The following is a 26,293-nucleotide window of genomic DNA, read 5'->3' as shown; positions in this document are numbered from 1 at the left end:
AGGTCCTCTCGTATGCGCCCACGAGGTCAGCTGTCGGGTTCGGGTAGGAGAGGTCACCCGGCCGGCGTCGTCGAAACGGCGACGGCTTCACCCCAAGGGGCCGCAAGCGGCTCCTGGTCCTGAAATAAATCGGTGGACCGGTTGGGTCCCCCGCCTCCATCCTCGTTGTTCGTTGTGAACCCTTGCCCGATGGATGGAGCTCGGCGCTATCGGTCAGGGTGGGTCAACTGATTAGGGTCGGTTGACTTGGAAGTGAACGGTAACGGCTGCCCGCTATCCCGTCACCTTTGGCGGCCTCGGGCGTTTTGGCCCTGAGCAAACTCTAAAAGTTGTTTAAAGGTGCAGGTTATTTTTGCGTTGCCGCAGGTCGACCACGTGCTCCACCGCGCTGTAGCCAGCTCGTGACCATTTCGTTATGTGATGCAAATCACGACTAGCCGCCGGCGAAGGGGGGTAACACATCAAGGGTCTGAGGCGTTGATATCCGCTTGCCCATATCGCGGACAGCCACCCCGTCCGACAGGTATGAGCAGCGCTTTAGCACTCGCGCGAGCTCCGCGTCGCGACCGCTGAGTTGCTCGACGAGCGTCGCGATGGTCGCATCCTTCGCGAAATCTAACGTTTCCGTATCAACTCCGGCCGCGGCGGCCGCAGCGGCGAAATAGCGGACCGTCACGGCCACGGTGTGCTCCGTCATCTAGCCGCCGATCGCGCTCATCGGTCGTACGGGCTGCACGAAATCGGGGTCGTTGATGCCGTGTCCCGCGGGCTTGGCCCACATCGCCGTCCGCCAGGCCGCCTCGATGGCGTCGTCGTCGGCACCGCCGCGCAGCAGCGCACGCAGGTCGCTCTCCTCGGTCGAGAACAGGCAGCTGCGGATCTGGCCGTCGGCGGTCAGCCTGGTGCGGTCACAGGCCGAACAGAAGGCGTGTGACACCGAGGCGATCACCCCGACGGCGCCTGCCGGATGGTCGGCGCTCGCGGCGACCTGCCACAGCTCTGCCGGTGCGGAGCCCCGCGGTGACGGATCCGGTCGCAGGTCGAAGTGACGGCGCAGAGCGCCCAGGATGGCGTCGGCGTCGATGACCGTCCCGCGCTGCCAGGTGTGTCCGGCGTCCAGCGGCATCTGCTCGATGACCCGCAACTGGTATCCGTGATCCAGGCAGTAGCCCAACAGGCTCACGACATCATCGAGACCCGAAACCGGGTCGAGCACCGCGTTGACCTTCACCGGGTCCAGTCCGGCCGCTTTGGCCGCGGCCAGGCCTTCGAGCACATCGGCCAGCCGGTCCCGGCGCGTGATCCGGGCGAAATGCGTTGCGTCGACGCTGTCCAGCGACACGTTGATCCGGTTCAGCCCGGCCTGTTTGAGGCCCGCGGCGCGCCGGGCCAGCCCGATGCCATTGGTGGTCAGGGTGATCTCCGGTCGAGGGTGCAGCGCGGCCGCGGCGGCCACCACCTCCTCCAGGTGGCGGGTGACCAACGGCTCGCCACCGGTGAACCGCACGCTGGTGATGCCGAGCCGGGTGACGGCGATGCGCAGCAGCCGGCTCAGTTCGTCGGCGCTGAGCAGCGCCTCGCCGGGTAGCCAGTCCAGACCTTCGGCGGGCATGCAATAGGTACAGCGCAGGTTGCACTTGTCGGTCAGCGACACCCGCAGATCGGTGGCGGCCCGGCCGTAGGTGTCCACCAGCGGACCGGTTTCCGGGGCGGGAGCCAGAGGTGCGGCGGTGTCCGGTCCGTCGGATCGGTGCACCGTGGGCAACCCGAGTGGCGTCAGTGTCATACCGCGGCCTTCAGCGAGTCCACCGGGACGATCTCCTTGCCCAGCGGGACCAGCGAGACCGGGATCATCTTGAGGTCGGCCAGCGCCAGCGGGATTCCGATGATCGTGACGGCCATGGCCGCCGCGCTGACCAGGTGACCCAACGCCAGCCACCAGCCGAACAAGACGATCCAGATGATGTTGCCGATCAGGGCGCCGGGTCTGGTTCCCGGCTTGTCCACGATGGTGCGGCCGAACGGCCACAGCGCGTAGGAGGCGATGCGCAACGAGGCGAACCCGAACGGGATGGTGACGATCAGGACGAAACAGATCAGCGCGGCCAGCAGGTATCCCAACGCCAGCCACAGGCCGCCGAAGATCAACCAGATGACGTTGAGTATCACTCGCATTAACGGCGCATCTCTCTTCCAGAGGTGGTTGCAAGCCTACCGAGTAATAGGGGTGAAGCACCGGGCCAGGGCCGAGTAAGATCTCTGCATCGCGTCCCGGCGCTGACGGGGCGCGAACTTTATGTGTGTACAGGTTCTGACAAGACGAGCGGGTGAGTAGCAGTGCCGACCGGCAAGGTGAAGTGGTACGACGCCGAAAAGGGCTTCGGCTTTGTGTCCCAAGAGGACGGTGAGGACGTCTATGTGCGGTCCTCGGCGTTGCCCGCGGGTGTCGAAGGCCTCAAGGCCGGTCAACGTGTCGAGTTCGGTGTGGCCGCCGGTCGTCGTGGCCCGCAGGCGTTGAGCCTCAAGCTCATCGACCCGCCGCCGAGCCTGAGCCGTGCCCGGCGGGAGGCTGAGCGTCCCGAGCACAAGCACACTCCCGATGAGTTGCACGGCATGGTTTCGGACATGATCACCCTGCTCGAGGACATCGTGCAGCCCGAGCTGCGCAAGGGGCGCTACCCCGACCGCAAGGTCGCGCGCCGGGTGTCCGAGGTGGTCAAGGCCGTCGCGCAGGAACTCGACGCCTAGGACCCACACGCCGAACGTCGGTTTGTGTTCGAGGTTCCGCTGATTTCTCGAACACAAGCCAACTCTCGGCGGGCATGCTGGTGTCATGACCCAGGGCTCCTACGTCGCGAGCGGCAGCGGTGAGTTCAACCGCGACACCAACTACATCACCACGCGCATCACGCGCGACGGTTCCGATGGTTATCCCGTCGAGGCGGGCCGCTATCGGCTGATCGTGGCGCGGGCCTGCCCGTGGGCCAACCGCACGATCATCGTGCGCAGGCTGTTGGGCCTGGAAGATGCTCTGTCCATTGGCTTTTGCGGTCCGACGCATGACGCGCGCAGCTGGACGTTCGACCTTGATCCGGATGGGCTCGACCCTGTGCTCAAGATCCCGCGATTGCAGGACGCGTATTTCAAGCGTGACCCCGGCTACCCGAAGGGCATCACGGTGCCCGCGATCGTCGAGGTCGCCACGGGTGCGGTGGTCACCAACGACTTCGCCCAGATGACGCTGGACTTCTCCACCGAGTGGACGGAGTACCACCGCGAGGGCGCCCCGCAGCTGTATCCCGAACCCTTGCGCGCGGAGATCGACGAGGTGGCCAAGCGCATCTACACCGAGGTCAACAATGGGGTGTACCGGTGCGGCTTCGCGGGCTCGCAAGAGGCGTATGACAAGGCCTACGACCGCCTGTTCACCGCCCTGGACTGGCTCACCGACCGGCTGAGCACCCAGCGATATCTGGTCGGCGACACCATCACCGAGGCCGACGTCAGATTGTTCACCACCCTGGCCCGGTTCGATCCGGTCTATCACGGCCACTTCAAGTGCAACCGGTCCAAGCTCAGCGAACTACCGGTGCTCTGGGCATACGCCCGGGATCTGTTCCAGACACCGGGCTTCGGTGACACCATCGACTTCGTCCAGATCAAGCAGCACTACTACATCGTTCACAAAGACGTCAATCCGACGCAGATCGTGCCCAAGGGTCCGGACCTGGCCAACTGGCTCACGCCGCATGGCCGGGAATCGTTGGGCGGCAGGCCTTTCGGTGATGGCACCCCGCCCGGTCCGACACCTGAGGGGGAGCGGGTGCCGGCCGGACACTCAGCGGGGTAGCGCCGCCGAAGGGATCAGGGCCAGGCGGTGCTGATCGACCATTCGGCGTGGGGCAGCGCGAACTCCTGGCCGTTCTGATCCTGGACCAGGGTGAGCAGCTGGACCGCCAGGCCGGTGAGCCGCCCACGCTGCGGGTCGGTGGTGGGGATGGTGACGGCCAGCGTGGTCTTGGGTGCGAAGTACGTGACCGTCGTGTCGATCGGGTTCTCGTACACCCGCAGCAGCCGCCACGGCGCCCGGGCGACCGAGCTGGGCACGGAGAGCTGCACCGGATTGTCCTTGGTGACCGGCAACTCGCCTGCGTCCCTCGGCTCCTTGCAGTCGTCGAGGTTCAGCACCTCGCAGTACTGGAACGGGCCGACGCGCACCGAGTGCCCGTGCGAGTACGCACTGATCTCCGGCAGCCGGTCGCCGTGGGCACTGTGCAGCCGCCAGACCCCGACCGCGGTGCCGGCGATCGCCAGCACGACAACGGCCGCAAGGACCGCGAGGGCACGCTTCATCGGGACTCCCACTGTGCTGTCGACGGGGCGCCCGCGGGCCACCCGCCGCCTTCCGGTGCGGCGTGGACGGGGCGGTTGCCGCCAAGGCCGGGAATGAGTGATTCGCCGCGGTAACTCACGATGGTCTGCGCCAGACCCAGTATCAGCACGGCCGTGATCGTAGTGAACCCGACTGTGAGGTCTGTATAGATCAGCACGCCGGTGGCGCCGCCTGCCACCCACGCCAGCTGCAGCACCGATTCCGAGCGGCCGAATGCGGACGCCCGCGACGCCTCGGGAAGGTCGTCTTGCAGCGACGCGTCCAGTGAGGCCTTGGCGACGGCGCTGGCGGCCGAGGTGACGAGGGTGGCACCGGCGGCCACCAACAGATTTCCGGTCAGCGCGGTGGCGAGGGCGACGACGGTGACCGCGGCGGCGGCCCGCACCACCAGCTGGGCAGGGTGGCCGAGCTTGAGCCGGGCGGCGGCGATGTTGCCGCCGAAGTTGCCCACGCCGGCCGCGGCGCCGATCAGTCCGAGGATCAACAGCTGTTCCCAGCCGCTGGCATCGTGGGACTTGGCGACGAATGCCGGGTAGAGGAACAGGAATCCGACCATCACCTTGATGGTGCAGTTGCCCCACAACGCGGTGATCGTGTTGCGGCCCATCGGCTGACGTTCGGCCTTGGGCTTGCCGGGATGACGGCGCATCTCGCCCGCCGCACCGGCCGACTGACCGTGGTAGCTCAGCGTGGTGGGCACCTCGCCCTCGGTGACCTCGACCCATTTGGGGATCCGCATGGACAGCACGGCGCCGGCCACGCTGACCGCGACCACCACGTACAGCGCCCCGGGCAGTTGCGCCACGTTGAACAGGTACTCGGCACCCGCGGCGATGCCGCCGCCGACGACGGTGCCGCCCAGCAGGCCGAAGGTGGTCAACCGGGAATTCACCCGGACCAGGTCGATCGACGGCGGCAGCACGCGCGGCGTGACCGCGCTGCGCAGCACGGAGAAGGATTTGGACAGCACCATCATGCCGAGCGCACAGGGGTAGAGCACCCAGGACGGATAGCTTCCGGTGGCGCCGTCGTAGTTGGCGATCAGCACCACGATCAGCACGGTGCGCAGGACGAACGAAGCGGCCAGCGCGATCCGGCGGCCGTGCTGCAGGCGGTCAAGGGCGGGCCCGATGAGCGGGGCGATCACCGCGAACGGGGCGATGGTGATCAGCAGGTAGAGCGCGACCTTGCTCTTGGACTCACCGCTGGCCGCGGCGAAGAACAGCGTGTTGGCCAGCGCGACGGCCATGGCCGCGTCGACGGCGAAGTTGGCGACCACCGGCCAGGTCAGCGCGGTCAGGCCGGATTTGTCGGCGCCGTCCGCGGTGGCGGCGCGATGCACGAAACCGTACATCCGCGAACCCATTTCGCGGCTGCGGGCCGCGGCTGCCCGGGTGACGGTGACGCGCTCACCGGCCGCTGATCCGACCCCGTGGGACCGTGGTGCGTCCTCCGGCGCCGAATACGCGGCGGTGTGCTGCTCGTCGAGCGGCGGGAGCCAGCGGTTGGAGCTGGGCACCGATTGCCTGCGTGGCCGACGCGGTGTCTCCTCGCTGGGGTAGTTGGCCATTCCGGGATGTTCCGCGCCGTGGTCGGCCGGCGGCCGCGGCGGGTAGTAGGTCACCCCCTGATTCTCTCTTATCCGGCGCGCAGACGGCCGACAGCCGACCGGTGTGGCCCGCGGTTGCCCCGATCAGGCACTATGGAGGCGATGGAAAGCGTGACCGAACCAGCTGAGCAGTCTTGTGAATCCGGCCGGGCAGCTCCCCCGGCGGCGCCGACGCGCGAGCAGGAGGCCTTGCTTCTGGGTGCCGCCGAGCAGGCTCGTACGGCGTTGATCGAGTTCAGCGACGAGGGCGCCGTGGGTGAATACCTGGGCGCCAGCATCGAGGACGCCGCCTCGGCCACGCACCGATTCCTCGCCGATCTGCCTGGTTACCGCGGTTGGCAGTGGGCCGTCGTGGTGGCGGCCTATCCCGGTGCCGATCACGTGACCATCAGCGAGCTGGTCCTCATTCCCGGCCCGACAGCGCTGCTGGCGCCGCAGTGGGTGCCGTGGAACGAGCGGGTCCGTCCCGGTGATCTCGGCCCAGGTGACCTGTTGGCTCCGCCGGCGAATGATCCGCGGCTGGTTCCGGGTTACGTGGCCACCGGCGATCCGTTGATCGACGATGCCCCTCTCGAGCTCGGCTTGGGCCGGCGCCAGGTGCTCAGCGAGTGGGGCCGGGCCCAGGCCGCGCAGCGTTGGCACGACGGCGATTACGGGCCCGGTTCGGCGATGGCCCGCTCGACCCGTCGGGCCTGCCGCGACTGTGGGTTCTATCTACCGCTCGGCGGCGCACTCGGCGTCATGTTCGGTGTGTGCGCCAACGACCTGTCCGCCGACGGGCATGTGGTGGAGGCCGAGTACGGCTGTGGTGCGCATTCGGACACCCCGCAACCGCAGGGCACCGGGTCGCCGATGTTCGAGCCGTACGACGACGGCGTGCTTGATACCGCCGAGTGAGGCGAATTGCCCCGCCGACTGAGGCCCGCTCAGTTCTCGGCGGCGGCCTTGATCCGTGCCAGCGAGGCGTTCATCCCGTCGACCAGTTCGTCCTCGAAGCTCGGCACTCCGCCGAACAACGCGCCGACCAGAGCGTTGGACACCGCGGTGGTGCCGTTTTCGGCGTGACGCGATTCGGTCACCCGGGTGCCCGACGCGGTCGGTTCCAGTTCATAGCTCCAGATGGTGTTGTTGCCCTCCACCAGGAACGCGAGCCGCGTGTTGTCGACGACCTCGGTGATGCGTGACGTGGTGGGCCAGAAGATGAACTTGCGGCGGTTGAGATTGAACGTACGGGTTCCGGGACGCACCGGGCCGAGGGGCTTCATCAGCCGGCACTGCGGGCTCCACTGCGGCATCCGGGTCAGGTCCGAGATGAGTCCCCACACTTTGTCGACCGGCGCGTCGATGTCGACGCTGGCTTGCAGAAGTGGTGCGGCCATGGTGTCTCCTCAGGTCAATCCGCTTTGCGCGCCACGGGATCCGCGGCGCACGGCACGGCGCTGGATCAGAAAGATGGTTGTGCCGAGAACGCCGATCGCCAGGCCGGCCAGAGTGAACGGCCGCCAGTGTTGCAGACCACCGACGGTGAAGGCGACGATGGTGGCGATCAGCCAGCCCGTGGCGATCACCACGATCACCGGCCACGGTTCCAGTAGCGCGGCGGGCAGGGACGGCGGCTGGGGCTCAGGCGCGTGGTTGGTGTCCTCGGTCATCGCTGACCAAGGTATCCGATGGGGTGGGGATTCATTGGTCTTGGTTTTAGCCCTTTACTCCCTCGGCCTCAGTACTATTTCCGATGTGAAAGATCCGGAGGCGCGGCTCGCGAATGATCTCGCTCTGGCAGTGGTCCGTCTCGCCCGTCAATTACGTACGCGGCGTGCGGAATCCCCGGTTTCGCTGACCCAGTTCTCGGCGCTCGCCACCTTGACCAAGGAAGGCGCGATGACGCCGGGCGCCTTGGCGTTGCGTGAGCGGGTGCGCCCTCCGTCCATGACCCGGGTCATCGCTTCTCTGGCCGAGCAGGGTCTGGTGGCCCGCGCCGCCCATCCGGTGGACGGACGTCAGATCGTGGTGTCGGCATCGCCTGCCGGGGTGAGCCTTGTCGAGGCCGAGCGCAAGGCCAGCCAGGAATGGCTCATGGTGCAGCTGTCGCGGCTGGGCCCTGACGAACGCCAGACTCTGCTGACTGCGACCGACCTGATGTCGGCGATGGTCTTCGAAGGCGCGTGAGTCAGCTGCAGGTCATCGATATCGAGGATCCGGCTGACCCGCGGTTGGACGATTTCCGCGATCTCAACAGTGTGGACCGTCGGCCGGACCTGCCCAGTGGCAAGGGTCTGGTGATTGCCGAGGGTGTGCTGGTGGCTCAGCGCATGCTCGCTTCCCGGTTCGTCCCGCGCGCACTGCTGGGCACCGACCGGCGTCTGACGGAACTGGCCGCCGATCTCGACGGCGTGGACGTGCCGTTCTACCGGACCAATGCGGACGTGATGGCCGCCGCGGTCGGATTCCACCTCAACCGCGGGGTGCTGGCGTCGGCTTCGCGGGCGCCGGAGTTGTCCGTGAGCGAGGTGATCTCCGGGGCGCGCACCGTGGCGGTGCTCGAGGGTGTCAACGACCACGAGAATCTCGGGTCGATCTTCCGGAATGCCGCCGGGCTTGCGGTCGATGCGGTGGTGTTCGGGGCGGGATGTGCCGATCCGCTGTATCGGCGGGCGGTCAGGGTCTCGATGGGGCATGCCCTACTGGTTCCTTTCGCCCGGGCCCTGTCTTGGCCAGGTGATCTGCAGCTTTTGCGCGACAAAGGATTTCGCCTCATGGCCATGACGCCCGATCCCGCCGCCGCGACGCTGTCCGAGGCGATGTCGCGGCTCGAAGGAGAACGGGTGGCGTTTCTGGTCGGCGCCGAGGGGCCGGGGTTGACCGAACACACGATGCGGGCCAGCGACGTCCGGGTACGTATTCCGATGTCACGCGGCACCGATTCGCTCAACGTCGCCACGGCGGCTGCGCTCGCGTTCTACGAGCGCGCACGGCTCGGGAGCTGAGATCGCGTTAGATTGACTCCGTGACCGACGATTCCACGCCGTGGGGCACCGGCTTGACCGTGGCCGGCTTCGTGGCCGCGGTGCTGGGTGCGGCCATCGTGGTGCTCGGGGTCGGGCTGCTGCGGGTGCACCCGTTGCTGGCGATCGGACTGAACATGGTGGCCGTCGGCGGGTTGGCGCCCACGGTGTGGGGGTGGAGGCACCGGCCGGTGTGGCGCTGGTTCGTACTGGGTTCGGGCGTCGGTGTGGCGTGCGGCTGGCTGGTGCTCCTGGCGATCGGGTTGTCCCAGGGCTGACCGATTCGCCGCTCAGGCCACCAGTTCTGCCGCGGTGTAGTTGGCGTCGAGCAGCCCGGCGACGGCCTCGTCGCGGTGGAACTTTCTGCCGTGGACCGCGAACATCCTTTCGGCCGTGGTGGTTTCAGGTTGCCAGCCGGTTTCGGTCAGGTAATCCGCGACGGCGTTGCGCTCGCCCGGGAAGATGAGGTCCGACAGGTCGTCGAGCGCCACGCCCTGCTCTCGTTGGTGGTCGGTGAGCGTCCGGATCCGGCTTTCGGCCTGTTCCGACTGCTCGTCGATCCAGTCGGTGGCAACGCGGCTGCCCGGTGCGCTCAGTGCGGTGATGTTGTCGAACAGCCGGTCCTGGGCGTCGGGCGGGAGGTAGCCGAGCAGTCCTTCGGCGATCCAGGCGGTGGGAACCTGCGGGTCGAAACCTCGGGCGCGCAGGGCCGCGGGCCAGTCGTGGCGCAGGTCGATGCCGATGGCATGCAGCTCCGCCGTCGGCGCAACGCCCAGATCGGCGAGTGCGCGGCCCTTGAACTCGATGACGGCGGGTTGGTCCAATTCGAACACCGTCGTCCCGGCCGGCCAGGGCAGCCGGTAGGCGCGGGCGTCCAGGCCCGAGGCGAGGATGACGGCCTGGCGGATGCCCGCCTTGGCGGCGGCCAGGAGGAAGTCGTCGAAGTAGCGGGTGCGGATGGCCATGCCGTCGGCGATCAGATGCGGATCGAGCGGGTCTGCTGTGTCGGCGGCAACCAGGTCGCCCTCGGCAAGGCGGACGTAATAGTCCACGCCGACGGCGTCGACGAGGGGCCGCGCGTACGGGTCGGAGATCAGTGGGTCGGGGGAGCTGGATGCCAGTGCGCGCGACGCGGCCACGCCGGTGGCGGTGGCGCCGACGCCCGTGGCCAGATCCCAGGTGTCGTTCTCGGTGCGCGGCATGGCTCCTCCAGATGTATAGCAAGTCTAGTTATTAGACACTATAACTAATCTGCGGGCAGCCGCGTGTGTCGTTTGCGCCACACGGGGGCTGAGAAATGCACCAAGCCGAGGATCGCAGGTTGACTGAGATCCTCGGCGTCAAGCGATCAAGCGATCAGGGTTGGGTTCCCGACGAGCGCACGCCCAGCAACACGTCCTCCCAGGCCGGAACCGCGGGACGCGCTTTGCGGCCGCGCTTGGCTGCCGGGGGAGCGGGCGCGGGTTCGGCCGGCCGGTTGATCTGCTCGGGCGCCGCGGCCGGTGTCTCCTGAACCTCATGGGTCTCGTGGTTGTCGAAAAGGTGCGGCACCGCGGCGACCGGGCGCAGCGGTCGGCCGAAATCGGGGTTGATCAGCTGGCGGGCCGCATCGTCCGATGCGGAGACGGTGCCGCCATGGGCTCCGGGGGTGTACCGGAAATGTGCGACGTTGTCCGACCGGCCGGCCTTCCAGGCCAGCTGCACGGTCCAGCGGCTGTCCTCGTTGCGCCAGGCGTCCCAGGCGATCGAGTCGGGATCGAGCCCGCGCCCCACCAGGGCTGTCGTGACGATTTCCAGCAGCGTCAGCACGGCGGGTCCGTCGGCCATGACCGGATGCGCCGCGGTGGCCAACTCGGCGGCGCGGGCGCGTTCCAGCAACACCGGATGCGCGAACCGTTCGACCCGCTCGACCGGCACCCCGGCGGACGCGGCCAACTGCTCGACCGACGCGCCGGCGCGAATCTTCGCCTGAATCTCCTTGGGTCGCAGCACGTTCTGCACCTCTATATCGATGTCGGTCTGATTCGAGGCGACCTTGTCGCCGCGCATCGCAGCGCGGAGCCGGTCATCGACACGCAAGCTGAACATGTCTTTCTCGGAGTCGTCGGATTCACAGATGATGCGTCTGCCGTCAACGTTCAATCCAACGACTCTGAGTTCTCGCATACCGACCTGACCTCCTTTGCGAAGGCTACTGCGTTATGGGCCCGTTACCGGGCTGACACGCTGGCGGGTACGGGCGAGATCGAGGGTTTGCTCAGAGTTTCCCTCAGAGTTGTTCGACGACCCAGTCGACGCAGCTGGTCAGGGCGCTCACGTCATCGGGCTCCACGGCCGGGAACATGCCGATCCGCAACTGGTTACGTCCCAGCTTGCGGTACGGCTCGGTGTCCACGATCCCGTTGGCTCGCAGCGTCTTGGCGACCGCGGCGGCGTCCACCGAATCGCTGAAGTCGATGGTGCCGACCACCTGGGAACGCAGTGCCGGATCGGTGACGAACGGGGTGGCGAAGCTGGACGCCTCGGCCCATGAGTACAGCCGCTGCGAAGAATCCGCAGTGCGCTTCACCGCCCAGTCGAGGCCGCCGTTGCCGTTGAGCCAGTCGATCTGCTCGGCCAGCAGGATCAGCGTGGCGATGGCGGGGGTGTTGTAGGTCTGGTTCTTGAGGCTGTTCTCCACGGCGATGGGCAGCGACAGGAAGTCGGGAACCCAGCGGCCGGACGCGGCGATCGCCTCGATGCGGGCCAGTGCCGCCGGGCTGACGATGGCCAGCCACAGGCCGCCGTCGCCGGCGAAGTTCTTCTGCGGCGCAAAGTAATACGCGTCGGTGTCGGCGATGTCGACGGGCAGGCCACCGGCGGCCGAGGTGGCGTCGATCAGAACCAGCGCGTCACCGGCGGGACGCTGTACCGGCACCGAGACGCCGGTCGAGGTCTCGTTGTGCGCCCAGGCGACGGCGTCCACCGAGGGGTCGGACTGAGGCTGCGGCGCGGTGCCCGGGTCGGTCTTGACGATGATCGGGTCGCCGATGAACGGGTTCTTGGCCACGCAGGAGGCGAACTTGGAGCTGAACTCGCCGTAGGTCAGGTGCAGCGAGCGCTCGTCGATCAGGCCGAAGGCCGCGGCGTCCCAGAATGCGGTCGAACCGCCGTTGCCGAGGATGACCTCGTAGCCGTCGGGCACCGAGAACAGCTGCCGCAGCCCGTCGCGGACGCGGCCCACCAGATTCTTGATCGGCGCCTGCCGATGAGACGTGCCGAACAGATCCCCGGCAGCGGCCAGCGCGGTGAGTTGTTCGGGACGGACCTTCGAGGGGCCACATCCGAAACGCCCGTCGCGGGGCTTGAGGTCGGCGGGGATGATCAGTTCAGCCATGGGACCAGCCTAAAGGCGGCTGCGGACGGGCCGAGCGTGGGCCCTGCCCACGCGGACCGGCCCGAATGTGGCGCCGACCACTTTCGGTGCTGCCGCCGGCGCGTCTATCTGGCGTTTTGTCGCGGCAGTGGCCAGGGATGGAGACCCACCGGTAAGCCGGTGAAATCAGGCATGGACTTTTACTCGATACCTGCGGTACCGTTTGTACAACAAGTGGGTAGATGTAAACCGCCGACGAGTATAGAGAGGTTCTGCAACATGGCTCGGACCAAGATGGTCAGGCGCTGGCGCAAGAACATGGACGTCAGCGACGACACCCAGTACGTCGACATGCTCGCCACACTGTCCGAGGGGTCGGTGCGGCGCAATTTCAACCCCTACAAGGACATCGACTGGGATTCGCCGGAGTTTGCCGTGATCCCGAACGATCCGCGGTGGATCCTGCCGGAGACCGACCCCATGGGCGGTCACCCGTGGTACCAGGCCCAGCCGGTCGAGCGGCAGATCGAGATCGGCATGTGGCGCCAGGCCAACGTCGCCAAGGTCGGCCTGCACTTCGAGAACATCCTGATCCGCGGCCTGATGGAGTACTCGTTCTGGGTGCCCAACGGCTCGCCGGAGTATCGGTACTGCCTGCACGAGTCGGTTGAAGAGTGCAACCACACGCTGATGTTCCAGGAGATGGTGAACCGCATCGGCATGGACGTGCCGGGTATGCCGCGCCTGCTCAAGTGGCTTCAGCCGCTGATCCCGCTGGCCGCCGGCCCGCTGCCGATCCCGTTCTTCTTCGGCGTCCTCGCCGGCGAGGAGCCCATCGACCACACGCAGAAGAACGTGCTGCGCGAGGGCAAGGCCCTGCACCCGATCATGGAACGGGTCATGGCGATTCACGTCGCCGAGGAGGCCCGCCACATCTCGTTCGCACACCAGTACCTGCACAAGCGGGTACCGAACCTGCGCCGCCGCCAGCGCTGGATCCTGTCGCTGTTCGTGCCGCTGACCATGCGCATCCTGTGCTCGGCGATCATCGTGCCGCCGCGCGCGTTCTGGAAGGAATTCGACATTCCGCGCTCGGTCCGCAAGGAGTTGTTCTTCAGATCGCCCGAGTCGCGCAAGATGCTGCGGGACATGTTCGGCGATGTCCGGATGTTGTGCCAGGACACCGGCCTGATGAACCCGATCGCCAAGCTGATCTGGCGGATCTGCAAGATCGACGGGCCGCCGAGCCGCTACCGTAGCGAACCGCAGCGCGAGCACCTGGTCTCGGTCGCCTGAAGCTCGCCCGGAAGCGCAAGGTCTGTAGAGGTTTAGATGCCCCATGTGATCACCCAGTCGTGTTGTAGCGACGGGTCCTGTGTCTACGCGTGCCCGGTGAACTGCATCCATCCGTCACCGGATGAGCCGGGCTTCGCGACGGCCGAGATGCTCTACATCGATCCCGACGCGTGTGTGGACTGCGGCGCGTGCGTGAGCGCCTGCCCGGTGGGTGCGATCGCGGCCGATACCAAGCTGACCGACAAACAGCTGCCGTTCATCGAGCTCAACGCCGCGTTCTACCCCAAGCGGGAAGGCAAGCTGCCGCCGACGTCGAAGTTGGCGCCGGTGATCCCGGCGCCGCGGATCGAACCTCGGGACCGACACCTGACGGTGGCGATAGTGGGCTCCGGTCCGGCCGCCATGTACGCGGCCGACGAGCTGCTGACCCAACGGGGCGTGCGGGTCAACGTCTTCGAGAAGCTGCCGACGCCCTACGGGCTGGTTCGTGCCGGTGTCGCGCCCGACCATCAGAGCACCAAACGGGTGACCCGGCTGTTCGATGTCATCGGGAAGCAGTCGGGGTTCAAATTCTTCCTGAACGTCGAGGTGGGCAAGCACCTCTCGCATGCCGACCTGCTGGAGCACCATCACGCCGTGTTGTACGCCGTGGGCGCGCCCAACGACCGTCGTCTCGAGATCGACGGCATGGGTCTGCCCGGCACCGGCACCGCCACCGAGATGGTCGCCTGGATCAACGGGCATCCGGACTTCACCGACCTGCCCGTGGACCTGAGCCACGAGCGGGCGGTGATCGTGGGCAACGGCAATGTCGCATTCGACGTGGCCCGGATCCTCACCACCGATCCGGACGTGTTGGCCCGTACCGACATCTCCGACCACGCGCTCGCGGCGCTGCGTTCCTCGAAGGTCTCCGAGGTGGTGATCGCGGCCCGCCGTGGCCCCGCCGAATCGGCCTTCACGCTTCCCGAGCTGATCGGTCTGACCGCCACCTGTGACGTTGTACTCGATGAGGCCGACCATCAACTGGTGGCCGCGGACCTGGCCCGTGAGACGGATCCGTTGACGCGCAACAAGCTTGAGATCCTGGCCAAGCTCGGCAATTCGTCGGCTCCGGCCACCCGGCCGCGGATCCGGTTGGCCTACCGGCTGACCCCTCGGCGGGTGCTCGGCGAGGATCGCGTCAGCGGCATCGAGTTCGGCGTGACCGGGACCGATGACGTACGCACGCTCGACGCCGGGCTTGTGCTGACCTCGATCGGCTACCGCGGCAAGGCGATTGCCGATCTTCCGTTCGATGACGACGCGGCTGTCGTGCCCAACGACGGCGGGCGGGTCCGCGGCACGTCCGGTGCCTACGTGGCCGGCTGGATCAAGCGCGGGCCCACCGGATTCATCGGCACCAACAAGTCATGCGCGGCGCAGACGGTGCGTCAGCTGGTCGATGACTACAACGCGGGCGTGCTGACCGATCCGGTGCACAAGCCCGCCGCCCTGGAGAAGCTGGTGCGCACGCGCCAGCCCGCCATGGTCGACGCCGCGGGCTGGCAGGCCATCGACGCCGCCGAGATCGCCCGCGGTGGCGAGGACCGGCCGCGCGTCAAGTTCACCTCGGTCGGCGATATGGTCGCGGTCGCCGCAACAGCACCGAAACCGTCTGTGCGGCAAAAGGTTTTGTCGGCCCTGCGCTAGCCGGACTCGGAGAATTCGAACCCGTCTGCGGTGGGCACCGCGATCAGGTCGGCGCATGCTCTCGGCTGGAACCGGGCGATGAACTCGTCCTCCTGAGCGGCCCACCGGTCCCAGTGCGGTCGGTAGGTGTCCCCGTCGCGCTCCAGCGCCCGGCGCTTGCGCTCGGCATCGTCGGCCTCGACCCAGATGCCCAGATCCGCGAGCGCCCGGCCGGCCGGGGTGAGCGCACCGATGCCCTCGACGATCAGGCGTTGGCCCGGTTCGACCGTGTGCCGCCCGCTGGGCGCGGCGGTGGCCCAATCCCATTCCCGCCAATGGCCGTTGTGCCCATCGGCCCGCGGTTCGAGCAGCGACCGCCGCAGATGTTCCGCGGCCCAGAGCAGTCCGTCCCAGCCCGGGTAGATGTCGTCGAGCCGGACGACGACACTGTCCGTCCACAGTTGGTGCAGCTCTATCGCCAACGTCGACTTGCCCGATCCGGAACGGCCGTCGATCAGCACCGTCCGCGCTGCCGCGCCGAGGCGGCGCAGGATGTCATCGAGTGCCAATGAAGTTCCACGTTCCCGAGGCGACCGACACTGCGATCGCTGCTGCCGCGATGACGAATCCCGCGGCGATAAGGGCGAATTCGCGTGCGCCGAATGGTGAGGGACGGGCCCAGGTCCGGTGCGGATAGGCGCCGAACCCGCGGGCTTCCATCGCGGTGGCGAGCTTGGACCCGCGGCGCACGGCGAACACCAGCAGTGCGAACGCCTGCCCGGTGACCCGCCGGATCCTGGCGTGGTCGGCCACACCGCGGGCGCGGCGGGCGTAACCGAGATACTGCCAATCCTGTCCCAGCAGCCCGACCATACGCAGGGCGGCCAGCGCGCCGAGCACGAACCGGGCCGGCAGCCGGAGCACCTGTCCCAAACCGTCTGCCAATTCGGTCGATTCGACGTCGACGAACAGGATGACCGAGGGCAGTGCGATGGCCAGCACACGGAGAAAGGTGGCCAGCGCGAGGGCGATGGACCCGTCACTGATGGTGACGAGGAAGAAATGCCAATACACGGTTCCGCTCGTCTGCCCGTAGAGCAGGATGGTGACGGCGGTCAGTGCGGCCGCGACGGCGACCAGGGCGCCGCGGGTCAGGGCCGCCCGCAGCCGCACCCCGACCACTGCGAACAAGACGAACTCACCGGCCAGCGCGGTCAGCGCCGAAACCCAGTCGACCGACAACACCAGGGCGGCCGCGATGATCAGGGCGGTGAGCAATCGCGCGACCGGATTGATCACGATGCCGTCTCCGTGGTGGGCTCCCAGTCCGGTAGCACGATGCGGTCGTCGGCGAGCAGGGCGGCGAAGTCCGCATCGTGAGTGGCCGCGACGACTGCCGTTCCGGCATCGGCGATCTCGGCCAGCAGCCGGGTCAATTCCTCCCAGGTGCGGCGGTCCTGGCCGAAGGTGGGCTCATCGAGGATGATCACCCTGGGTGCGGTGGCCAGCATCGTGGCCACAGACAGCCGGCGCTTCTCACCGCCGGAAAGCGTGTAGGGGTTCACCGACGCGAGGTGTGCCAGGCGTAGCCGGTCGAGCAGTTCGTCGGTGCGGGCGGCGATTTCGGCGGTGGAGAGCTTGATCGCCTTGGGGCCCAGGGAGAGTTCGTCGCGCACTGTGCCGGTGAGGAACTGGTGTTCGGGGTCCTGGAACACGCTGCCGATCCGGGTGAGCAGCTCTTTCGACCGCCACTTGACGGGTGTGCGGCGCGTCGGGGAGGGGGCGAAGCCGGGGTGCGCTTCGAGGCGTCCGGCAGGCACGGGCAACAGGCCGCCGACGGTGAGTGCCAGCGTCGACTTGCCCGCCCCGTTCGGACCGGTGATCACCGTCGTCCGGCCCGGTGCGATCTCGAAATTCAACCCGACGTGCATCGGTGGATCTCCGGGATGTGCCAGCGCCAGATCTGCTGCGTACAACAGTGATTCGCCCGCGGCAGACCTGCGGCGGGCGATCTGGGGCAGCGGGGTATCGGGCACCCAGACACCGGATCGGACCAGGTAGTCGTGGTGGCGCCGGATGGTCTGCTCCGGTGTTCCGTCGGCGACCACCTCACCGTCGGCGCCCAGCACGATGACGCGGTCGATGACAGGCAGCCACATCTCGGTGCGGTGCTCGATGACGATGAGCGTCGCGCCGGTGCGCGCAGCCGATTCGGCGACGGCGTCGCGCACTTCGATGACACCGGCCGGGTCGAGGTTGGCCGTGGGTTCGTCGAGAAGGATGAGACCGGGGTCCATGGCGATCACCCCGGCCAGTGCGAGCCGCTGCTTCTGGCCGCCGGAAAGCTCCGAAGTAGATTGGGACAAACCGAGTTTCAGCCCGACGGCATCGAGCGCGGCTCGCACGCGGGGCCAGATCTGTTCGCGTTCCACGCCGAAGTTCTCCATGCCGAAGGCGACGTCGTCACCCACCCGGGACAGGATCACCTGGGAGTCGGGATCCTGCAGCACCATGCCGATCCGGTGGCGCTGGTCAGGCGGAGGGCCGCCGTCGACCAGGAGGGCGCCGGTCTGACGGCCTTCCTCGGCACCCCCGAGCAGACCGGCGATGCCGTGCAGCAGAGTCGATTTCCCGGCCCCGGACGGGCCTAGCAGCAGTACCCGTTCGCCGGGTTCGATCCGCAGGTCGAGGTCACGCACAGCCCAGGTGGCGCGTCCGGCGTGGCACCAACCCCAGTTGTGCGCGGTGACGGTGGCACCGATGCCGTGCGCCGGGCTCATCGAGCGTCGGGGCCGATCCGGCCCGAGGCGAATCGGCTCAGCGCCCCGGTCTTCGCCAGACCCCTGACCGCGAACCAGGACAGCAGACCGGCGACGAGGGCACCGGAGACGATCGCCGAGGCCGTGTAGATCGCCGCGAACGTGTTGGCCGAGCCGGGGTACCACAGGATGAGGTCGTTGACGGCCAGGGCCAATCCGGCGACGGCGCCGGCGATCAGCGCGACGGGCAATCCCCAACGGCGGTACAGGAACACCGCGAAGACCAGTTCCGCGCCGAGGCCTTGCACCAGCCCGGATTCGAGGGTGAGCACACCCCACTGGTTGCCCACCAACGCCGACACCGTGGCGGCCACGAGCTCGCCGTACAGTGCGGCGCCGGGTTTGCGGATCACCAGGGCGGTGAGCACGCCGGCGAACAGCCAACCTCCGGCGAGCAGTGCCTGCAGCCCGGGAAGCAGCGCACTCAGCGGCGCGCTGATCGGGTTGGACGCGATGTTCCACACGACGAACACCAGGCCGGCCGCGGTCGCGAGGACGCTGGCGACGACGATGTCGACGACCCGCCAGCTCAGCGTGCGGGCAGCCGGCGGGGTGTCGGTCGGCTGGGTGTTCATCGGTCTCCTTCGTGGCATGTCGCGATGGCGCGCAAGGAGACCAGTATGGCCTGCGCCCAGTCGGTCAGACGCCGGCGCCGGCGCCGGTCGGTGGCTACCAGACGTCGCCGACGCGCCAATCGCAGATCAGCGGTGCTGAGGTCGCGAGATCGAGCGCAGTGCTGCCCGTCGGGAACAGGAAGATCCGGTCGGTCGGGTCGTAGGTGTCGATCACTCCGTCGGGGGCGTCGGCCTCGGTCGGGCCGTCCCAGAACTGCCAGCCCCGGCCGGCATAGAAGGCGGCGGCGTCCTCCACGGCGTTGAGGGCGCCGATCCGGTGTCGCGTGCGGATGATCGATTCCGTGTGGTCCATCACGAGCCGGCCCAGACCGCGGCCCTGCTGGTCACCCCGCACGGCGACACCTTCGACGTATCCGGTGTCGAAGACGTCGTCGAGGTGTCGCAGCGTGCGGGGCACCACCGCGGCGTGGGCCACCAGTTCGCTGCCTTCGGTGATCAGCACGTGCACGCCGGCGACGCCGTGCAACCAGTCGTATTCGCGGAAGCCGTCACCGAATGCCGAGCGCACCAACTTCTCGGCCGCGTCCAAGGCGTCCGGGCCCATCTCCGTGGGCTCGGCGATCACGACGTCGATCACCGGCTCAGGATGCCACTCCGGCGTCGCGTCCGTGCGTATCTGGCGTACCGGGAGTGGGGGTTACTGTCCCGACTTCATCGCCTGCTCGATCTCGTCCATGCTGACCTCGCGGACCGGCTGCCCGAGTGACCACTGGTGCCCGAACGGGTCGCGCACGACGCCGTAGCGGTCGCCCCAGAACTGATCGGCCAACTCCGCGACCACCTCGGCCCCTGCGTCGACGGCCCGGGCGAACTTCTCCTCGACATCGGTCACGGTGAGGTGGATGGTCACCGGGGTGCCGCCCAGGGCCTTGGGTGTCGTCGACTTGCCGCCGTTGAACTCGGGAAAGTCGTCGTTGAGCATGACCGTGGACCCGTTGATGGTGAGTGCGGCGTGGACCAGCTTGCCGTCGGGCCCGGGCACCCGGCCCAGCTCGGTGGCGCCGAACGCCTTGACGTAGAAGTCGATTGCCGCGGCGGCGTCGTCGACAACCAGATGGGGAGTGACTGCCGGGGTTACTTCGATCGCCATGTTCTTCTCCTGATCGGTGAGTGTCCTGATTGGTGAGCGGACTCAATGCAGACCCGCGCGGCGGGCGGATCTCATCGCCGGACAACCCCCATGCAACCACTGCCCTCTGACAAAAGCTCGGGACCGGGTCAGGTGACGGAGAACGTGCGCGGCAGTTCGACACGGCCGGTGAGTGCCATCAGCACGGTCTCGCCCTCACCCAGCTTCACCGCGACCTGTGTCGCGAGCACAGCGGCTGCCTCCAGTACTTCAGCCGGCAGGTCCGCCGAAAGGCCTGTGGCCCTGGCGATATCGAGGCTGTGTACGGCGAGCTCGAAGATGCGGGTGGGCAGGTAATGGCTCAACCGGATACCGAACCCGCCGATGACGGTGATCAACGGATCGCCCGCCTCGTCGATGTCGTCGAGGGCCCGGCTCGCCAGCGCGTCCACCGCGGCGGCCGGATCGGATCCCAGGTCGCGTCCGGCCTGCCTGCCGCGCTCGATGATGGCCTCGGCGCCGGCGTCGGACATGAATCCCCGCATGGCCGCGTAGTACTCCACCGGACCGGCCAGATCGGCCGTCGACGCAGGGGTCTGCAGGTACGTGCTGACGGTGATCAGCGAGCGCGAGGTGTGGCCCACCAGGGCGCGCAGATCCCACTCGCCCAGGCCGGGGCGAGCGAACGAGTCCGCCGGCAGCACCTGCACCAACCGGGCGAAAGTATGTGCTGCAGAAGCGAACACGTCGCGAGCGCCGCTCATGACGTGGCGATCTTGTCCCATCCCGCGACCGATTCCACACTGCGCGGCTCGGGGCCGATGTAGATGGCGGCCGGGCGAACCAGCTTGCCCAGCCGCTTCTGCTCCATGATGTGCGCGCACCATCCGGCGGTCCGCCCGCAGGTGAACATCGCGGGCATCATCGACGCCGGCACCTGGGCGAAGTCCAGGATCACCGCGGCCCAGAACTCGACATTGGTCTCGATGGCCCGGTCCGGACGGCGTTCGCGAAGCTCGGCCAGCGCGGCCTGCTCCAGTGCGGCGGCCACCTCGTAGCGGGGCGCCTCAAGACGTTTGGCCGTGGCCCGCAGCACCCGTGCCCGCGGATCCTCGGCGCGGTACACGCGGTGCCCGAAGCCCATGAGTTTGTCGCCGCGATCCAGGATGCCCTTCACCACCGCGCGGGCGTCACCGGTCTTCTCGACTTCCTCGATCATCGGGAGCACCCGGGCCGGGGCGCCGCCGTGCAGCGGTCCGCTCATCGCGCCCACCGCGCCCGACAGGGCGGCCGCGACATCGGCGCCCGTGGAGGCGATCACCCGCGCGGTGAAGGTCGACGCGTTCATCCCGTGCTCCGCGGCGGTCACCCAGTAGGCGTCGATCGCCTCGACGTGCCTGGGATCCGGATCGCCCTGCCAGCGCGTCATGAAACGTGCTGTGACCGTGTCGCATTCGTCGATCGTGCGCTGGGATACCGCTGGCTGGTAGATGCCGCGGGCGGATTGGGCGACGTAGGACAGCGCCATGACCGAGGCCCGCGCCAACTGGTCCCGCGCGGTGCTGTCGTCGATGTCCAGCAGCGGTGCGTAGCCCCAGATCGGTGCCAGCATGGCCAGCCCGGCCTGGACGTCGACCCGCACGTCGCCGCTGTGGATGGGCAGCGGGAACGGCTCGGCCGGGGGCAGGCCCGTGCCGAAGCTGCCGTCGACCAGCAGTCCCCACACGTCGCCGAAGGTGACCCGGCGGCTCACCAGTTCCTCGATGTCCACGCCGCGGTAGCGCAGCGCTCCGCCGTCCTTGTCCGGTTCGGCGATTTCGGTGGTGAAGGCAACGACGCCTTCGAGGCCGGCAACGAAGTCTTCCGGTACAGCGGGCATGGCCAGATTCTTGCACCACGCTCAGGCGTAGCGTTAGCGCGGTGGCAAGACCCTCCGGACAACCCCCCGAACACCACCATGACCTGGCTGCCATGCGCGTGGATTACGTCGAGAAGGACGGCTGCGGCGACCTCGATGTCGATTGGCTCGGCGAGGATCCGGCGATCGGTTGGCTGAGCCTGGTGCGGACCTGGTTGGCAGATGCGTACCGCGCCGGGGTGGCCGAGCCCAACGCCATGGTGGTGGCGACCGTCGACCACGAGGGAAGACCGGTCACCCGAACGGTGTTGTGCAAGAGCATGGACGAGACGGGCATCACGTTCTTCACGAACTATGACTCTGCCAAGGGCGCACAGCTGGCCGCGAATCCCTACGCATCGGCGACGTTCCCCTGGTACCAGCTGGGGCGTCAGGTCCACGTGCGCGGTCCGGTCACCAAGGTCAGCCGTGAGGACACCGAGCAGTACTGGTCCAAGCGGCCAAGGGGTTCACAGCTGGGTGCCTGGGCATCGCACCAATCCGACCCGATCGCGTCGCGTCAGGCCTTGCTCGCCCAGCTCGCCGAGGTGACCGAGCGGTTCGCCGGTCTCGAAGCGGTGCCGGTGCCGCCGAACTGGGGTGGTTACCTGATCGCCGCGGAGAGCGTCGAGTTCTGGCAGGGCCGGGAGGACCGGGTGCACAACCGAATTCGGGTGATCGGCAACCGCGCCGAGCGCCTCCAGCCGTAGGTGGGGCGCCTTTTCGCCGACACCACACCGCTGCGCACACCGGATTTCCGGCGGCTGTGGGTGGCCGGAATCCCGACGGTCATCGGCGCAAACCTGACCATCTTCGCGGTGCCGGTGCAGCTGTACGTGCTCACCGAGAACTCGGCTTACGTGGGGCTTTCCGGTTTGTTCGCGCTGGTACCGCTGGTGGTTTTCGGCCTGTGGGGTGGCGCCTGGGCCGACGCGATGGACCGCAGGCTGCTGCTGATCATCGCCTCGATCGGGTTGGCCGCGGCCTCGGTGCTGTTGTGGCTGCAGGCCGCGCTGGCCCTGAACAACGTGTGGGTGGTCTTGTGCCTGCTCGGTGTGCAGCAGGCGTTCTACGCGATCAACAGCCCGACCCGCTCCGCCGCCATACCGCGGATGCTGCCGGGTGAGCAGTTGCCCGCGGCGAACTCGCTGAACATGACTGTCATGCAGTTCGGTGCGATCGTCGGCCCGCTGATGGCCGGGTTCCTGCTCAACTGGGTGGACCTGTCGACGCTGTACCTGATCGACGCCGTGACCTGTCTGGCGCCGATCTGGGCGACCTTCCGGCTGGCTCCGATGCCGCCGGCGAGTACCGAGGAGGGGGCCTCGCGCTGGGGCCTGACGGCGGTGCTGGACGGCTTCCGCTACTTGGCCGGCAACCGGGTGGTGCTGATGTCGTTCGTCGTCGATCTGGTGGCGATGATCTTCGGCATGCCGCGCGCGTTGTTCCCCCAGATGGCGCACGAGAGTTTCGGCGGCCCGGTCGGGGGTGGCACCGCGATGGCGCTGCTGGCGGCGGCGATGTCGGTGGGCGCGGTGGCCGGTGGCGTGTTCTCGGGCTGGCTGCCGAGGATCGGCAGACAGGGCCTGGCCGTGGTGCTGGCGATCGTGGTGTGGGGCGTGGCGATGGTCGGATTCGGACTGGTCGGTGGGATGGCCCACGGCCAGGCGGGGCTGGTGTTGTGGATTGCGTTGGCGTTCTTGGCGATCGGCGGCGCGGCGGACATGGTGTCGGCGGCGTTCCGGTCGACGATCCTGCAGCAGGCGGCCTCCGATGAGCTGCGCGGCCGGTTGCAGGGCGTGTTCACGGTCGTGGTCGCCGGTGGCCCGCGGCTGGCCGACACGTTGCACGGGGCGGCAGCGGCGGCGGTGGGAACGACGGTCGCCGCGGCCGGTGGCGGGGCGCTGGTGGTCGTCGGCGTGGTGCTCGCGGCGCTCGTGGTGCCTGCGTTCGTGCGCTACCGGGTGAACACCAGCATGCCGCTGGAACAGTCCGAGCCTGACAAAGTGTGACCACCGGCGAATGGCATCCCGCGCCACATAGTTGCTCAAAAGGACCGAAAAGCAGGCCTTTGAGCGATAGCATCCGGTCTCGTGGTTGACGTTGCGCGGCAGGCGCCGACGGGTTTGCGTGAGCGTAAGAAACAGCGCACGCGAACGATGCTGATCGAGGCCGCCATCGATCTTTGCGACCGTCAGGGTTTCGAGCAGACCACCGTCGAACAGATTGCCGCGGTCGCGGACGTTTCCCCCCGCACGTTCAGCCGTTACTTCGCGACCAAGGACGCCGTCATCCTCGCGTTCATCGATGAGGTGATCGAGATCGTCGCGGTCGAGCTGGCCGCACAACCGTCGGGAATCAGTGACATCGAGGCGCTGTACCGGGCGCACGTGCAGGCGTTCCTCAGGACCAAGACGGCCCCGCCGACTCAGCTCACCGCGGATCGATTGTTGGCTTCGGCACGCATCATCACCGCGTCTCCGGCGTTGATGCAGTCGGCTTCGGAGTTCCGGGCGGACGCGGTCAATGCGGTGCTGGCGCAGCGGATGGCCGTGCCCGGCAATGATCGCCGGCTCAAACTGACGGCGGTGTTGTGGAGTTCGATCATCATGACCGGCATCGCTGAGCTGGGCTCTCAGGCCGACTGGGCCTCCGTGACGGTGGATGACATCGTCGCCAGGATCGAGGCCACCTACGCGGATTTCCTGGAAGTTGTCGCGGGCCTGGGATAGGTCGCAGGCAGCCTGCCCAGCCGAGTCTGAGCTGGATTCACAACCCGTTGGTAACCCCCCGCGGGCAGCGCGGATCGATTGCGACTACCTTTTGTAGAGCAGTTGTCGGTTCCCGACGAGGATGAAGGGACTCCCGTGGCCGAAAACCCGTCGAGTGGGCAGGAGCTTGCCACTCTCAAGTACCCCGGTGGCGAGATTGATCTGGATATCGTCCGCGCTACCGAGGGCAGTGACGGCATCGCGCTTGGTCCGTTGCTGGCCAAGACCGGCTACACCACCTTCGATGGTGGTTTCGTCAATACCGCGTCGACCAAGTCGGCGATCACCTACATCGACGGTGATGCCGGAATCCTGCGGTACCGGGGTATCCCGATCGAGCAGCTGGCCGAGAATTCGACGTTCATCGAAGTCAGCTATCTGCTGATTTACGGTGAGTTGCCGACGGCCGAGCAGCTGGAGGCGTTCACCACCCAGATCCAGCGGCACACCCTGCTGCACGAGGATCTCAAGCGCTTCTTCGACGGTTTCCCGCGCAATGCCCATCCGATGCCGGTGCTGTCCAGTGCGGTCAACGCGCTGAGCGCCTACTACCAGGATTCGCTGGATCCGCTGGACAACAAGCAGGTCGAGCTGTCGACCATCCGCCTGCTGGCCAAGCTGCCCACCATCGCGGCGTATGCCTACAAGAAGTCCGAGGGGCAGCCGTTCCTGTACCCGGACAACTCGTTGACGTTGGTGGAGAACTTCCTGCGGATGACGTTCGGTTTCCCGGCCGAGCCGTATGAGGTCGACCCCGAGATCGTGCGGGCGCTGGACATGCTGCTGATCCTGCACGCCGATCACGAGCAGAACTGCTCGACGTCGACGGTGCGTCTGGTCGGGTCCTCGCAGGCCAACCTGTTCACCTCGATCTCCGGTGGCATCAACGCGCTGTGGGGCCCGCTGCACGGCGGCGCGAACCAGGCGGTGTTGGAGATGCTGGAGAAGATCCGCACCGGTGACGACGATGTGCAGACGTTCGTCAAGAAGGTCAAGAACCGCGAAGACGGCGTGAAGCTGATGGGCTTCGGTCACCGCGTGTACAAGAACTACGATCCGCGCGCCCGCATCGTCAAGGAGCAGGCCGACAAGATCCTGGGCAAGCTCGGCGGCGATGACGAGCTGCTCGACATCGCCAAGCAGCTCGAAGAGATCGCGTTGACCGACGATTTCTTCATCGAGCGCAAGCTGTACCCGAACGTGGATTACTACACCGGCGTGATCTACCGGGCGATGGGCTTCCCGACCCGCATGTTCACCGTGCTGTTCGCACTCGGCCGGTTGCCCGGCTGGATCGCGCACTGGCGCGAGATGCATTCGGAGCCCAACAAGATCGGCCGCCCGCGCCAGATCTACACCGGCTACACCGAGCGCGGTTACGTCAACATCGACAAGCGCTGAGTTTCCCTCGCGAGCAGACACAAAACTGCCCTAAAACTGAAGTGGTCCCCAGAAGTTGGACTCTGACGTTTGGAGCCTAAGCGGCAAGGGCCTGGGCCCGGTATTGGACCGGGCTCAGGCCCTTGAGCTTTGTCGAGATTCGTTCGATGTTGTACCAGTGGATGTAGGTGTCGAGGGCAGCGGCGAAGTCCTCGACAGTGTCGAACCGGTTGTGGTGGAACATTTCTGACTTCAGGTGGCCGAAAAAGTTCTCCATGACCGCGTTGTCATAGCAGTTGCCTTTGCGCGACATCGACTGCACCGCCTCAACGTCGCCGAGCAACTTACGCCAGGACCAATGCCGGTATTGGAAGCCCTGATCGGAATGCACCA

The 26,293-nt window shown here is 67.3% G+C and carries 31 protein-coding genes and 1 riboswitch; of the genes, 12 read left to right on the top strand and 19 right to left on the bottom strand.

Features of this window, described 5'->3' with window-relative positions:
* A riboswitch (cyclic di-AMP (ydaO/yuaA leader) is annotated at positions 1–185 on the bottom strand.
* Between the two features lie 248 nt (positions 186–433).
* From H977_RS0127610 to H977_RS0127600, 3 genes are read right to left on the bottom strand one after another with little or no spacing between them, the layout of a single operon-like run.
* On the bottom strand, positions 434–697 hold the full coding sequence (locus H977_RS0127610; protein ID WP_029110892.1) for a MoaD/ThiS family protein: 264 nt from the start codon (positions 695–697) through the stop codon (positions 434–436).
* Positions 698–1,786, bottom strand: coding sequence for a GTP 3',8-cyclase MoaA (gene moaA / locus H977_RS0127605; protein ID WP_029110891.1), 1,089 nt, complete (start codon positions 1,784–1,786; stop codon positions 698–700). It lies immediately after the preceding gene.
* On the bottom strand, positions 1,783–2,175 hold the full coding sequence (locus H977_RS0127600) for a YccF domain-containing protein (protein ID WP_029110890.1): 393 nt from the start codon (positions 2,173–2,175) through the stop codon (positions 1,783–1,785). The genes moaA and H977_RS0127600 overlap by 4 nt, the downstream gene beginning before the upstream one ends.
* A gap of 162 nt (positions 2,176–2,337) precedes the next feature.
* On the opposite strand from H977_RS0127600, the gene H977_RS0127595 reads away from it, so the two are divergent.
* The gene (locus H977_RS0127595) at positions 2,338–2,748 is read left to right on the top strand and encodes a cold-shock protein (protein ID WP_003884584.1); all 411 of its coding nucleotides are present in this window, start codon (positions 2,338–2,340) and stop codon (positions 2,746–2,748) included.
* Positions 2,749–2,833: 85 nt separating this feature from the next.
* Positions 2,834–3,850 carry a glutathione S-transferase family protein gene (locus H977_RS0127590; RefSeq protein ID WP_029110889.1) on the top strand — a complete coding sequence of 339 codons (1,017 nt, stop codon included), beginning with the start codon at positions 2,834–2,836 and terminating at the stop codon, positions 3,848–3,850.
* Between the two features lie 14 nt (positions 3,851–3,864).
* On the opposite strand, the gene H977_RS0127585 is transcribed toward H977_RS0127590, so the two are convergent.
* Positions 3,865–4,353 carry a DUF2771 domain-containing protein gene (locus H977_RS0127585; RefSeq protein ID WP_029110888.1) on the bottom strand — a complete coding sequence of 163 codons (489 nt, stop codon included), beginning with the start codon at positions 4,351–4,353 and terminating at the stop codon, positions 3,865–3,867.
* Positions 4,350–5,963, bottom strand: coding sequence for an MFS transporter (locus tag H977_RS0127580; RefSeq protein WP_231396073.1), 1,614 nt, complete (start codon positions 5,961–5,963; stop codon positions 4,350–4,352). The genes H977_RS0127585 and H977_RS0127580 overlap by 4 nt, the downstream gene beginning before the upstream one ends.
* A gap of 141 nt (positions 5,964–6,104) precedes the next feature.
* Between H977_RS0127580 and H977_RS0127575 the strand changes: the two genes are divergently transcribed.
* Positions 6,105–6,899, top strand: coding sequence for a DUF3027 domain-containing protein (locus H977_RS0127575; RefSeq protein ID WP_029110886.1), 795 nt, complete (start codon positions 6,105–6,107; stop codon positions 6,897–6,899).
* Positions 6,900–6,928: 29 nt separating this feature from the next.
* On the opposite strand, the gene H977_RS0127570 is transcribed toward H977_RS0127575, so the two are convergent.
* Both H977_RS0127570 and H977_RS0127565 read right to left on the bottom strand, forming a co-directional pair.
* Entirely contained in the window at positions 6,929–7,381 is a 453-nt protein-coding gene (locus tag H977_RS0127570) for an SRPBCC family protein (RefSeq protein WP_029110885.1), read from the bottom strand.
* Positions 7,382–7,390: 9 nt separating this feature from the next.
* Complete coding sequence (locus H977_RS0127565) at positions 7,391–7,654, bottom strand: DUF2530 domain-containing protein (protein WP_029110884.1); 264 nt, start codon at positions 7,652–7,654, stop codon at positions 7,391–7,393.
* Between the two features lie 85 nt (positions 7,655–7,739).
* Here H977_RS0127565 and H977_RS0127560 point away from each other — a divergent pair, with 85 nt between their 5' ends.
* Genes H977_RS0127560 through H977_RS0127550 form a run of 3 tightly spaced genes read left to right on the top strand, consistent with a single transcriptional unit; the run spans position 7,740 to position 9,285 of the window.
* A complete protein-coding gene (locus tag H977_RS0127560; protein WP_029110883.1) occupies positions 7,740–8,171 on the top strand; it encodes an Rv0880 family HTH-type transcriptional regulator in 432 nt (143 codons plus the stop codon).
* On the top strand, positions 8,168–8,989 hold the full coding sequence (locus H977_RS0127555; RefSeq protein ID WP_029110882.1) for a TrmH family RNA methyltransferase: 822 nt from the start codon (positions 8,168–8,170) through the stop codon (positions 8,987–8,989). Before H977_RS0127560 ends, H977_RS0127555 begins: the two co-directional genes overlap by 4 nt.
* Positions 8,990–9,009: 20 nt before the next feature.
* A complete protein-coding gene (locus H977_RS0127550) occupies positions 9,010–9,285 on the top strand; it encodes a DUF2537 domain-containing protein (protein WP_029110881.1) in 276 nt (91 codons plus the stop codon).
* Positions 9,286–9,297: 12 nt separating this feature from the next.
* Here the strand turns inward: H977_RS0127550 and H977_RS34070 are convergent, their stop codons facing one another.
* The 3 genes from H977_RS34070 to serC form a co-directional block, all read right to left on the bottom strand.
* Positions 9,298–10,209 carry an SAM-dependent methyltransferase gene (locus H977_RS34070; protein ID WP_036477477.1) on the bottom strand — a complete coding sequence of 304 codons (912 nt, stop codon included), beginning with the start codon at positions 10,207–10,209 and terminating at the stop codon, positions 9,298–9,300.
* A gap of 154 nt (positions 10,210–10,363) precedes the next feature.
* Entirely contained in the window at positions 10,364–11,173 is an 810-nt protein-coding gene (sepH, locus tag H977_RS0127540) for a septation protein SepH (RefSeq protein ID WP_029110880.1), read from the bottom strand.
* A gap of 103 nt (positions 11,174–11,276) precedes the next feature.
* On the bottom strand, positions 11,277–12,383 hold the full coding sequence (gene serC / locus H977_RS0127535; RefSeq protein ID WP_029110879.1) for a phosphoserine transaminase: 1,107 nt from the start codon (positions 12,381–12,383) through the stop codon (positions 11,277–11,279).
* 258 nt (positions 12,384–12,641) lie between these two features.
* Between serC and H977_RS0127530 the strand changes: the two genes are divergently transcribed.
* Together H977_RS0127530 and H977_RS0127525 are read left to right on the top strand one after the other, a co-directional pair.
* On the top strand, positions 12,642–13,658 hold the full coding sequence (locus H977_RS0127530; RefSeq protein ID WP_029110878.1) for an AurF N-oxygenase family protein: 1,017 nt from the start codon (positions 12,642–12,644) through the stop codon (positions 13,656–13,658).
* Between the two features lie 36 nt (positions 13,659–13,694).
* Positions 13,695–15,350, top strand: a complete 1,656-nt coding sequence (locus H977_RS0127525) for a 4Fe-4S binding protein (RefSeq protein ID WP_029110877.1) — start codon at positions 13,695–13,697, stop codon at positions 15,348–15,350.
* Here the strand turns inward: H977_RS0127525 and H977_RS0127520 are convergent.
* The 8 genes from H977_RS0127520 to H977_RS0127485 all read right to left on the bottom strand — a co-directional run bounded on the left by H977_RS0127520 (position 15,347) and on the right by H977_RS0127485 (position 21,731).
* Positions 15,347–15,898, bottom strand: a complete 552-nt coding sequence (locus H977_RS0127520) for a nucleoside/nucleotide kinase family protein (protein ID WP_029110876.1) — start codon at positions 15,896–15,898, stop codon at positions 15,347–15,349. The two genes, H977_RS0127525 and H977_RS0127520, sit on opposite strands and share 4 nt — an antisense overlap.
* Positions 15,885–16,631: an energy-coupling factor transporter transmembrane component T family protein gene (locus H977_RS0127515; protein ID WP_196808340.1), complete on the bottom strand. Its 747-nt coding sequence runs from the start codon at positions 16,629–16,631 to the stop codon at positions 15,885–15,887. The genes H977_RS0127520 and H977_RS0127515 overlap by 14 nt, the downstream gene beginning before the upstream one ends.
* Complete coding sequence (locus tag H977_RS0127510) at positions 16,625–18,109, bottom strand: ABC transporter ATP-binding protein (protein WP_029110874.1); 1,485 nt, start codon at positions 18,107–18,109, stop codon at positions 16,625–16,627. Before H977_RS0127510 ends, H977_RS0127515 begins: the two co-directional genes overlap by 7 nt.
* Entirely contained in the window at positions 18,106–18,723 is a 618-nt protein-coding gene (locus H977_RS0127505; protein WP_029110873.1) for an ECF transporter S component, read from the bottom strand. The genes H977_RS0127510 and H977_RS0127505 overlap by 4 nt, the downstream gene beginning before the upstream one ends.
* A gap of 94 nt (positions 18,724–18,817) precedes the next feature.
* Positions 18,818–19,360 (bottom strand): GNAT family N-acetyltransferase, encoded by a 543-nt coding sequence (locus tag H977_RS0127500; RefSeq protein WP_029110872.1) that lies wholly within the window; start codon positions 19,358–19,360, stop codon positions 18,818–18,820.
* 60 nt (positions 19,361–19,420) lie between these two features.
* Positions 19,421–19,873 (bottom strand): VOC family protein, encoded by a 453-nt coding sequence (locus H977_RS0127495; protein WP_029110871.1) that lies wholly within the window; start codon positions 19,871–19,873, stop codon positions 19,421–19,423.
* 128 nt (positions 19,874–20,001) lie between these two features.
* Positions 20,002–20,616: a maleylpyruvate isomerase N-terminal domain-containing protein gene (locus H977_RS0127490; protein WP_029110870.1), complete on the bottom strand. Its 615-nt coding sequence runs from the start codon at positions 20,614–20,616 to the stop codon at positions 20,002–20,004.
* Entirely contained in the window at positions 20,613–21,731 is a 1,119-nt protein-coding gene (locus H977_RS0127485) for a citrate synthase 2 (RefSeq protein ID WP_029110869.1), read from the bottom strand. The genes H977_RS0127490 and H977_RS0127485 overlap by 4 nt, the downstream gene beginning before the upstream one ends.
* Positions 21,732–21,823: 92 nt before the next feature.
* On the opposite strand from H977_RS0127485, the gene pdxH reads away from it, so the two are divergent.
* The 4 genes from pdxH (at position 21,824) to H977_RS0127465 (ending at position 25,921) form a co-directional block, all read left to right on the top strand.
* Positions 21,824–22,459, top strand: coding sequence for a pyridoxamine 5'-phosphate oxidase (gene pdxH, locus H977_RS0127480; RefSeq protein WP_029110868.1), 636 nt, complete (start codon positions 21,824–21,826; stop codon positions 22,457–22,459).
* The gene (locus H977_RS0127475; RefSeq protein ID WP_029110867.1) at positions 22,460–23,761 is read left to right on the top strand and encodes an MFS transporter; all 1,302 of its coding nucleotides are present in this window, start codon (positions 22,460–22,462) and stop codon (positions 23,759–23,761) included.
* 81 nt (positions 23,762–23,842) lie between these two features.
* Positions 23,843–24,481 (top strand): TetR/AcrR family transcriptional regulator, encoded by a 639-nt coding sequence (locus H977_RS0127470; protein WP_029110866.1) that lies wholly within the window; start codon positions 23,843–23,845, stop codon positions 24,479–24,481.
* 135 nt (positions 24,482–24,616) lie between these two features.
* Positions 24,617–25,921 (top strand): citrate synthase, encoded by a 1,305-nt coding sequence (locus H977_RS0127465; RefSeq protein WP_029110865.1) that lies wholly within the window; start codon positions 24,617–24,619, stop codon positions 25,919–25,921.
* Positions 25,922–25,997: 76 nt separating this feature from the next.
* Here H977_RS0127465 and H977_RS0127460 read toward each other — a convergent pair.
* Positions 25,998–26,293, bottom strand: a 296-nt coding sequence (locus tag H977_RS0127460; RefSeq protein WP_029108220.1) for an IS3 family transposase, incomplete at its 5' end; no start/stop codon positions are given.

The organism is Mycobacterium sp. URHD0025 (assembly GCF_000426065.1).
Classification (GTDB): domain Bacteria; phylum Actinomycetota; class Actinomycetes; order Mycobacteriales; family Mycobacteriaceae; genus Mycobacterium.
The sequence above is the reverse complement of the archived record's forward strand: the minus strand, read 5'-3'. Positions and strand labels throughout refer to the sequence as shown.

Excerpts from the sequence above, each read along its gene's own strand:
- H977_RS0127590 (WP_029110889.1), top strand. The coding sequence starts at position 2,834 with ATGACCCAGGGCTCCTACGTCGCGAGCGGCAGCGGTGAGTTCAACCGC.
- H977_RS0127530 (WP_029110878.1), top strand. The coding sequence starts at position 12,642 with ATGGCTCGGACCAAGATGGTCAGGCGCTGGCGCAAGAACATGGACGTC.
- H977_RS0127585 (WP_029110888.1), bottom strand. The coding sequence starts at position 4,353 with ATGAAGCGTGCCCTCGCGGTCCTTGCGGCCGTTGTCGTGCTGGCGATC.
- H977_RS0127510 (WP_029110874.1), bottom strand. The coding sequence starts at position 18,109 with ATGAGCCCGGCGCACGGCATCGGTGCCACCGTCACCGCGCACAACTGG.
- H977_RS0127610 (WP_029110892.1), bottom strand. The coding sequence starts at position 697 with ATGACGGAGCACACCGTGGCCGTGACGGTCCGCTATTTCGCCGCTGCG.
- serC (WP_029110879.1), bottom strand. The coding sequence starts at position 12,383 with ATGGCTGAACTGATCATCCCCGCCGACCTCAAGCCCCGCGACGGGCGT.
- H977_RS0127505 (WP_029110873.1), bottom strand. The coding sequence starts at position 18,723 with ATGAACACCCAGCCGACCGACACCCCGCCGGCTGCCCGCACGCTGAGC.
- moaA (WP_029110891.1), bottom strand. The coding sequence starts at position 1,786 with ATGACACTGACGCCACTCGGGTTGCCCACGGTGCACCGATCCGACGGA.
- H977_RS0127485 (WP_029110869.1), bottom strand. The coding sequence starts at position 21,731 with ATGCCCGCTGTACCGGAAGACTTCGTTGCCGGCCTCGAAGGCGTCGTT.
- H977_RS0127490 (WP_029110870.1), bottom strand. The coding sequence starts at position 20,616 with ATGAGCGGCGCTCGCGACGTGTTCGCTTCTGCAGCACATACTTTCGCC.
- H977_RS34070 (WP_036477477.1), bottom strand. The coding sequence starts at position 10,209 with ATGCCGCGCACCGAGAACGACACCTGGGATCTGGCCACGGGCGTCGGC.
- H977_RS0127570 (WP_029110885.1), bottom strand. The coding sequence starts at position 7,381 with ATGGCCGCACCACTTCTGCAAGCCAGCGTCGACATCGACGCGCCGGTC.
- pdxH (WP_029110868.1), top strand. The coding sequence starts at position 21,824 with ATGCGCGTGGATTACGTCGAGAAGGACGGCTGCGGCGACCTCGATGTC.
- H977_RS0127495 (WP_029110871.1), bottom strand. The coding sequence starts at position 19,873 with ATGGCGATCGAAGTAACCCCGGCAGTCACTCCCCATCTGGTTGTCGAC.
- H977_RS0127580 (WP_231396073.1), bottom strand. The coding sequence starts at position 5,963 with ATGGCCAACTACCCCAGCGAGGAGACACCGCGTCGGCCACGCAGGCAA.
- H977_RS0127525 (WP_029110877.1), top strand. The coding sequence starts at position 13,695 with ATGCCCCATGTGATCACCCAGTCGTGTTGTAGCGACGGGTCCTGTGTC.
- sepH (WP_029110880.1), bottom strand. The coding sequence starts at position 11,173 with ATGCGAGAACTCAGAGTCGTTGGATTGAACGTTGACGGCAGACGCATC.
- H977_RS0127600 (WP_029110890.1), bottom strand. The coding sequence starts at position 2,175 with ATGCGAGTGATACTCAACGTCATCTGGTTGATCTTCGGCGGCCTGTGG.
- H977_RS0127575 (WP_029110886.1), top strand. The coding sequence starts at position 6,105 with ATGGAAAGCGTGACCGAACCAGCTGAGCAGTCTTGTGAATCCGGCCGG.
- H977_RS0127565 (WP_029110884.1), bottom strand. The coding sequence starts at position 7,654 with ATGACCGAGGACACCAACCACGCGCCTGAGCCCCAGCCGCCGTCCCTG.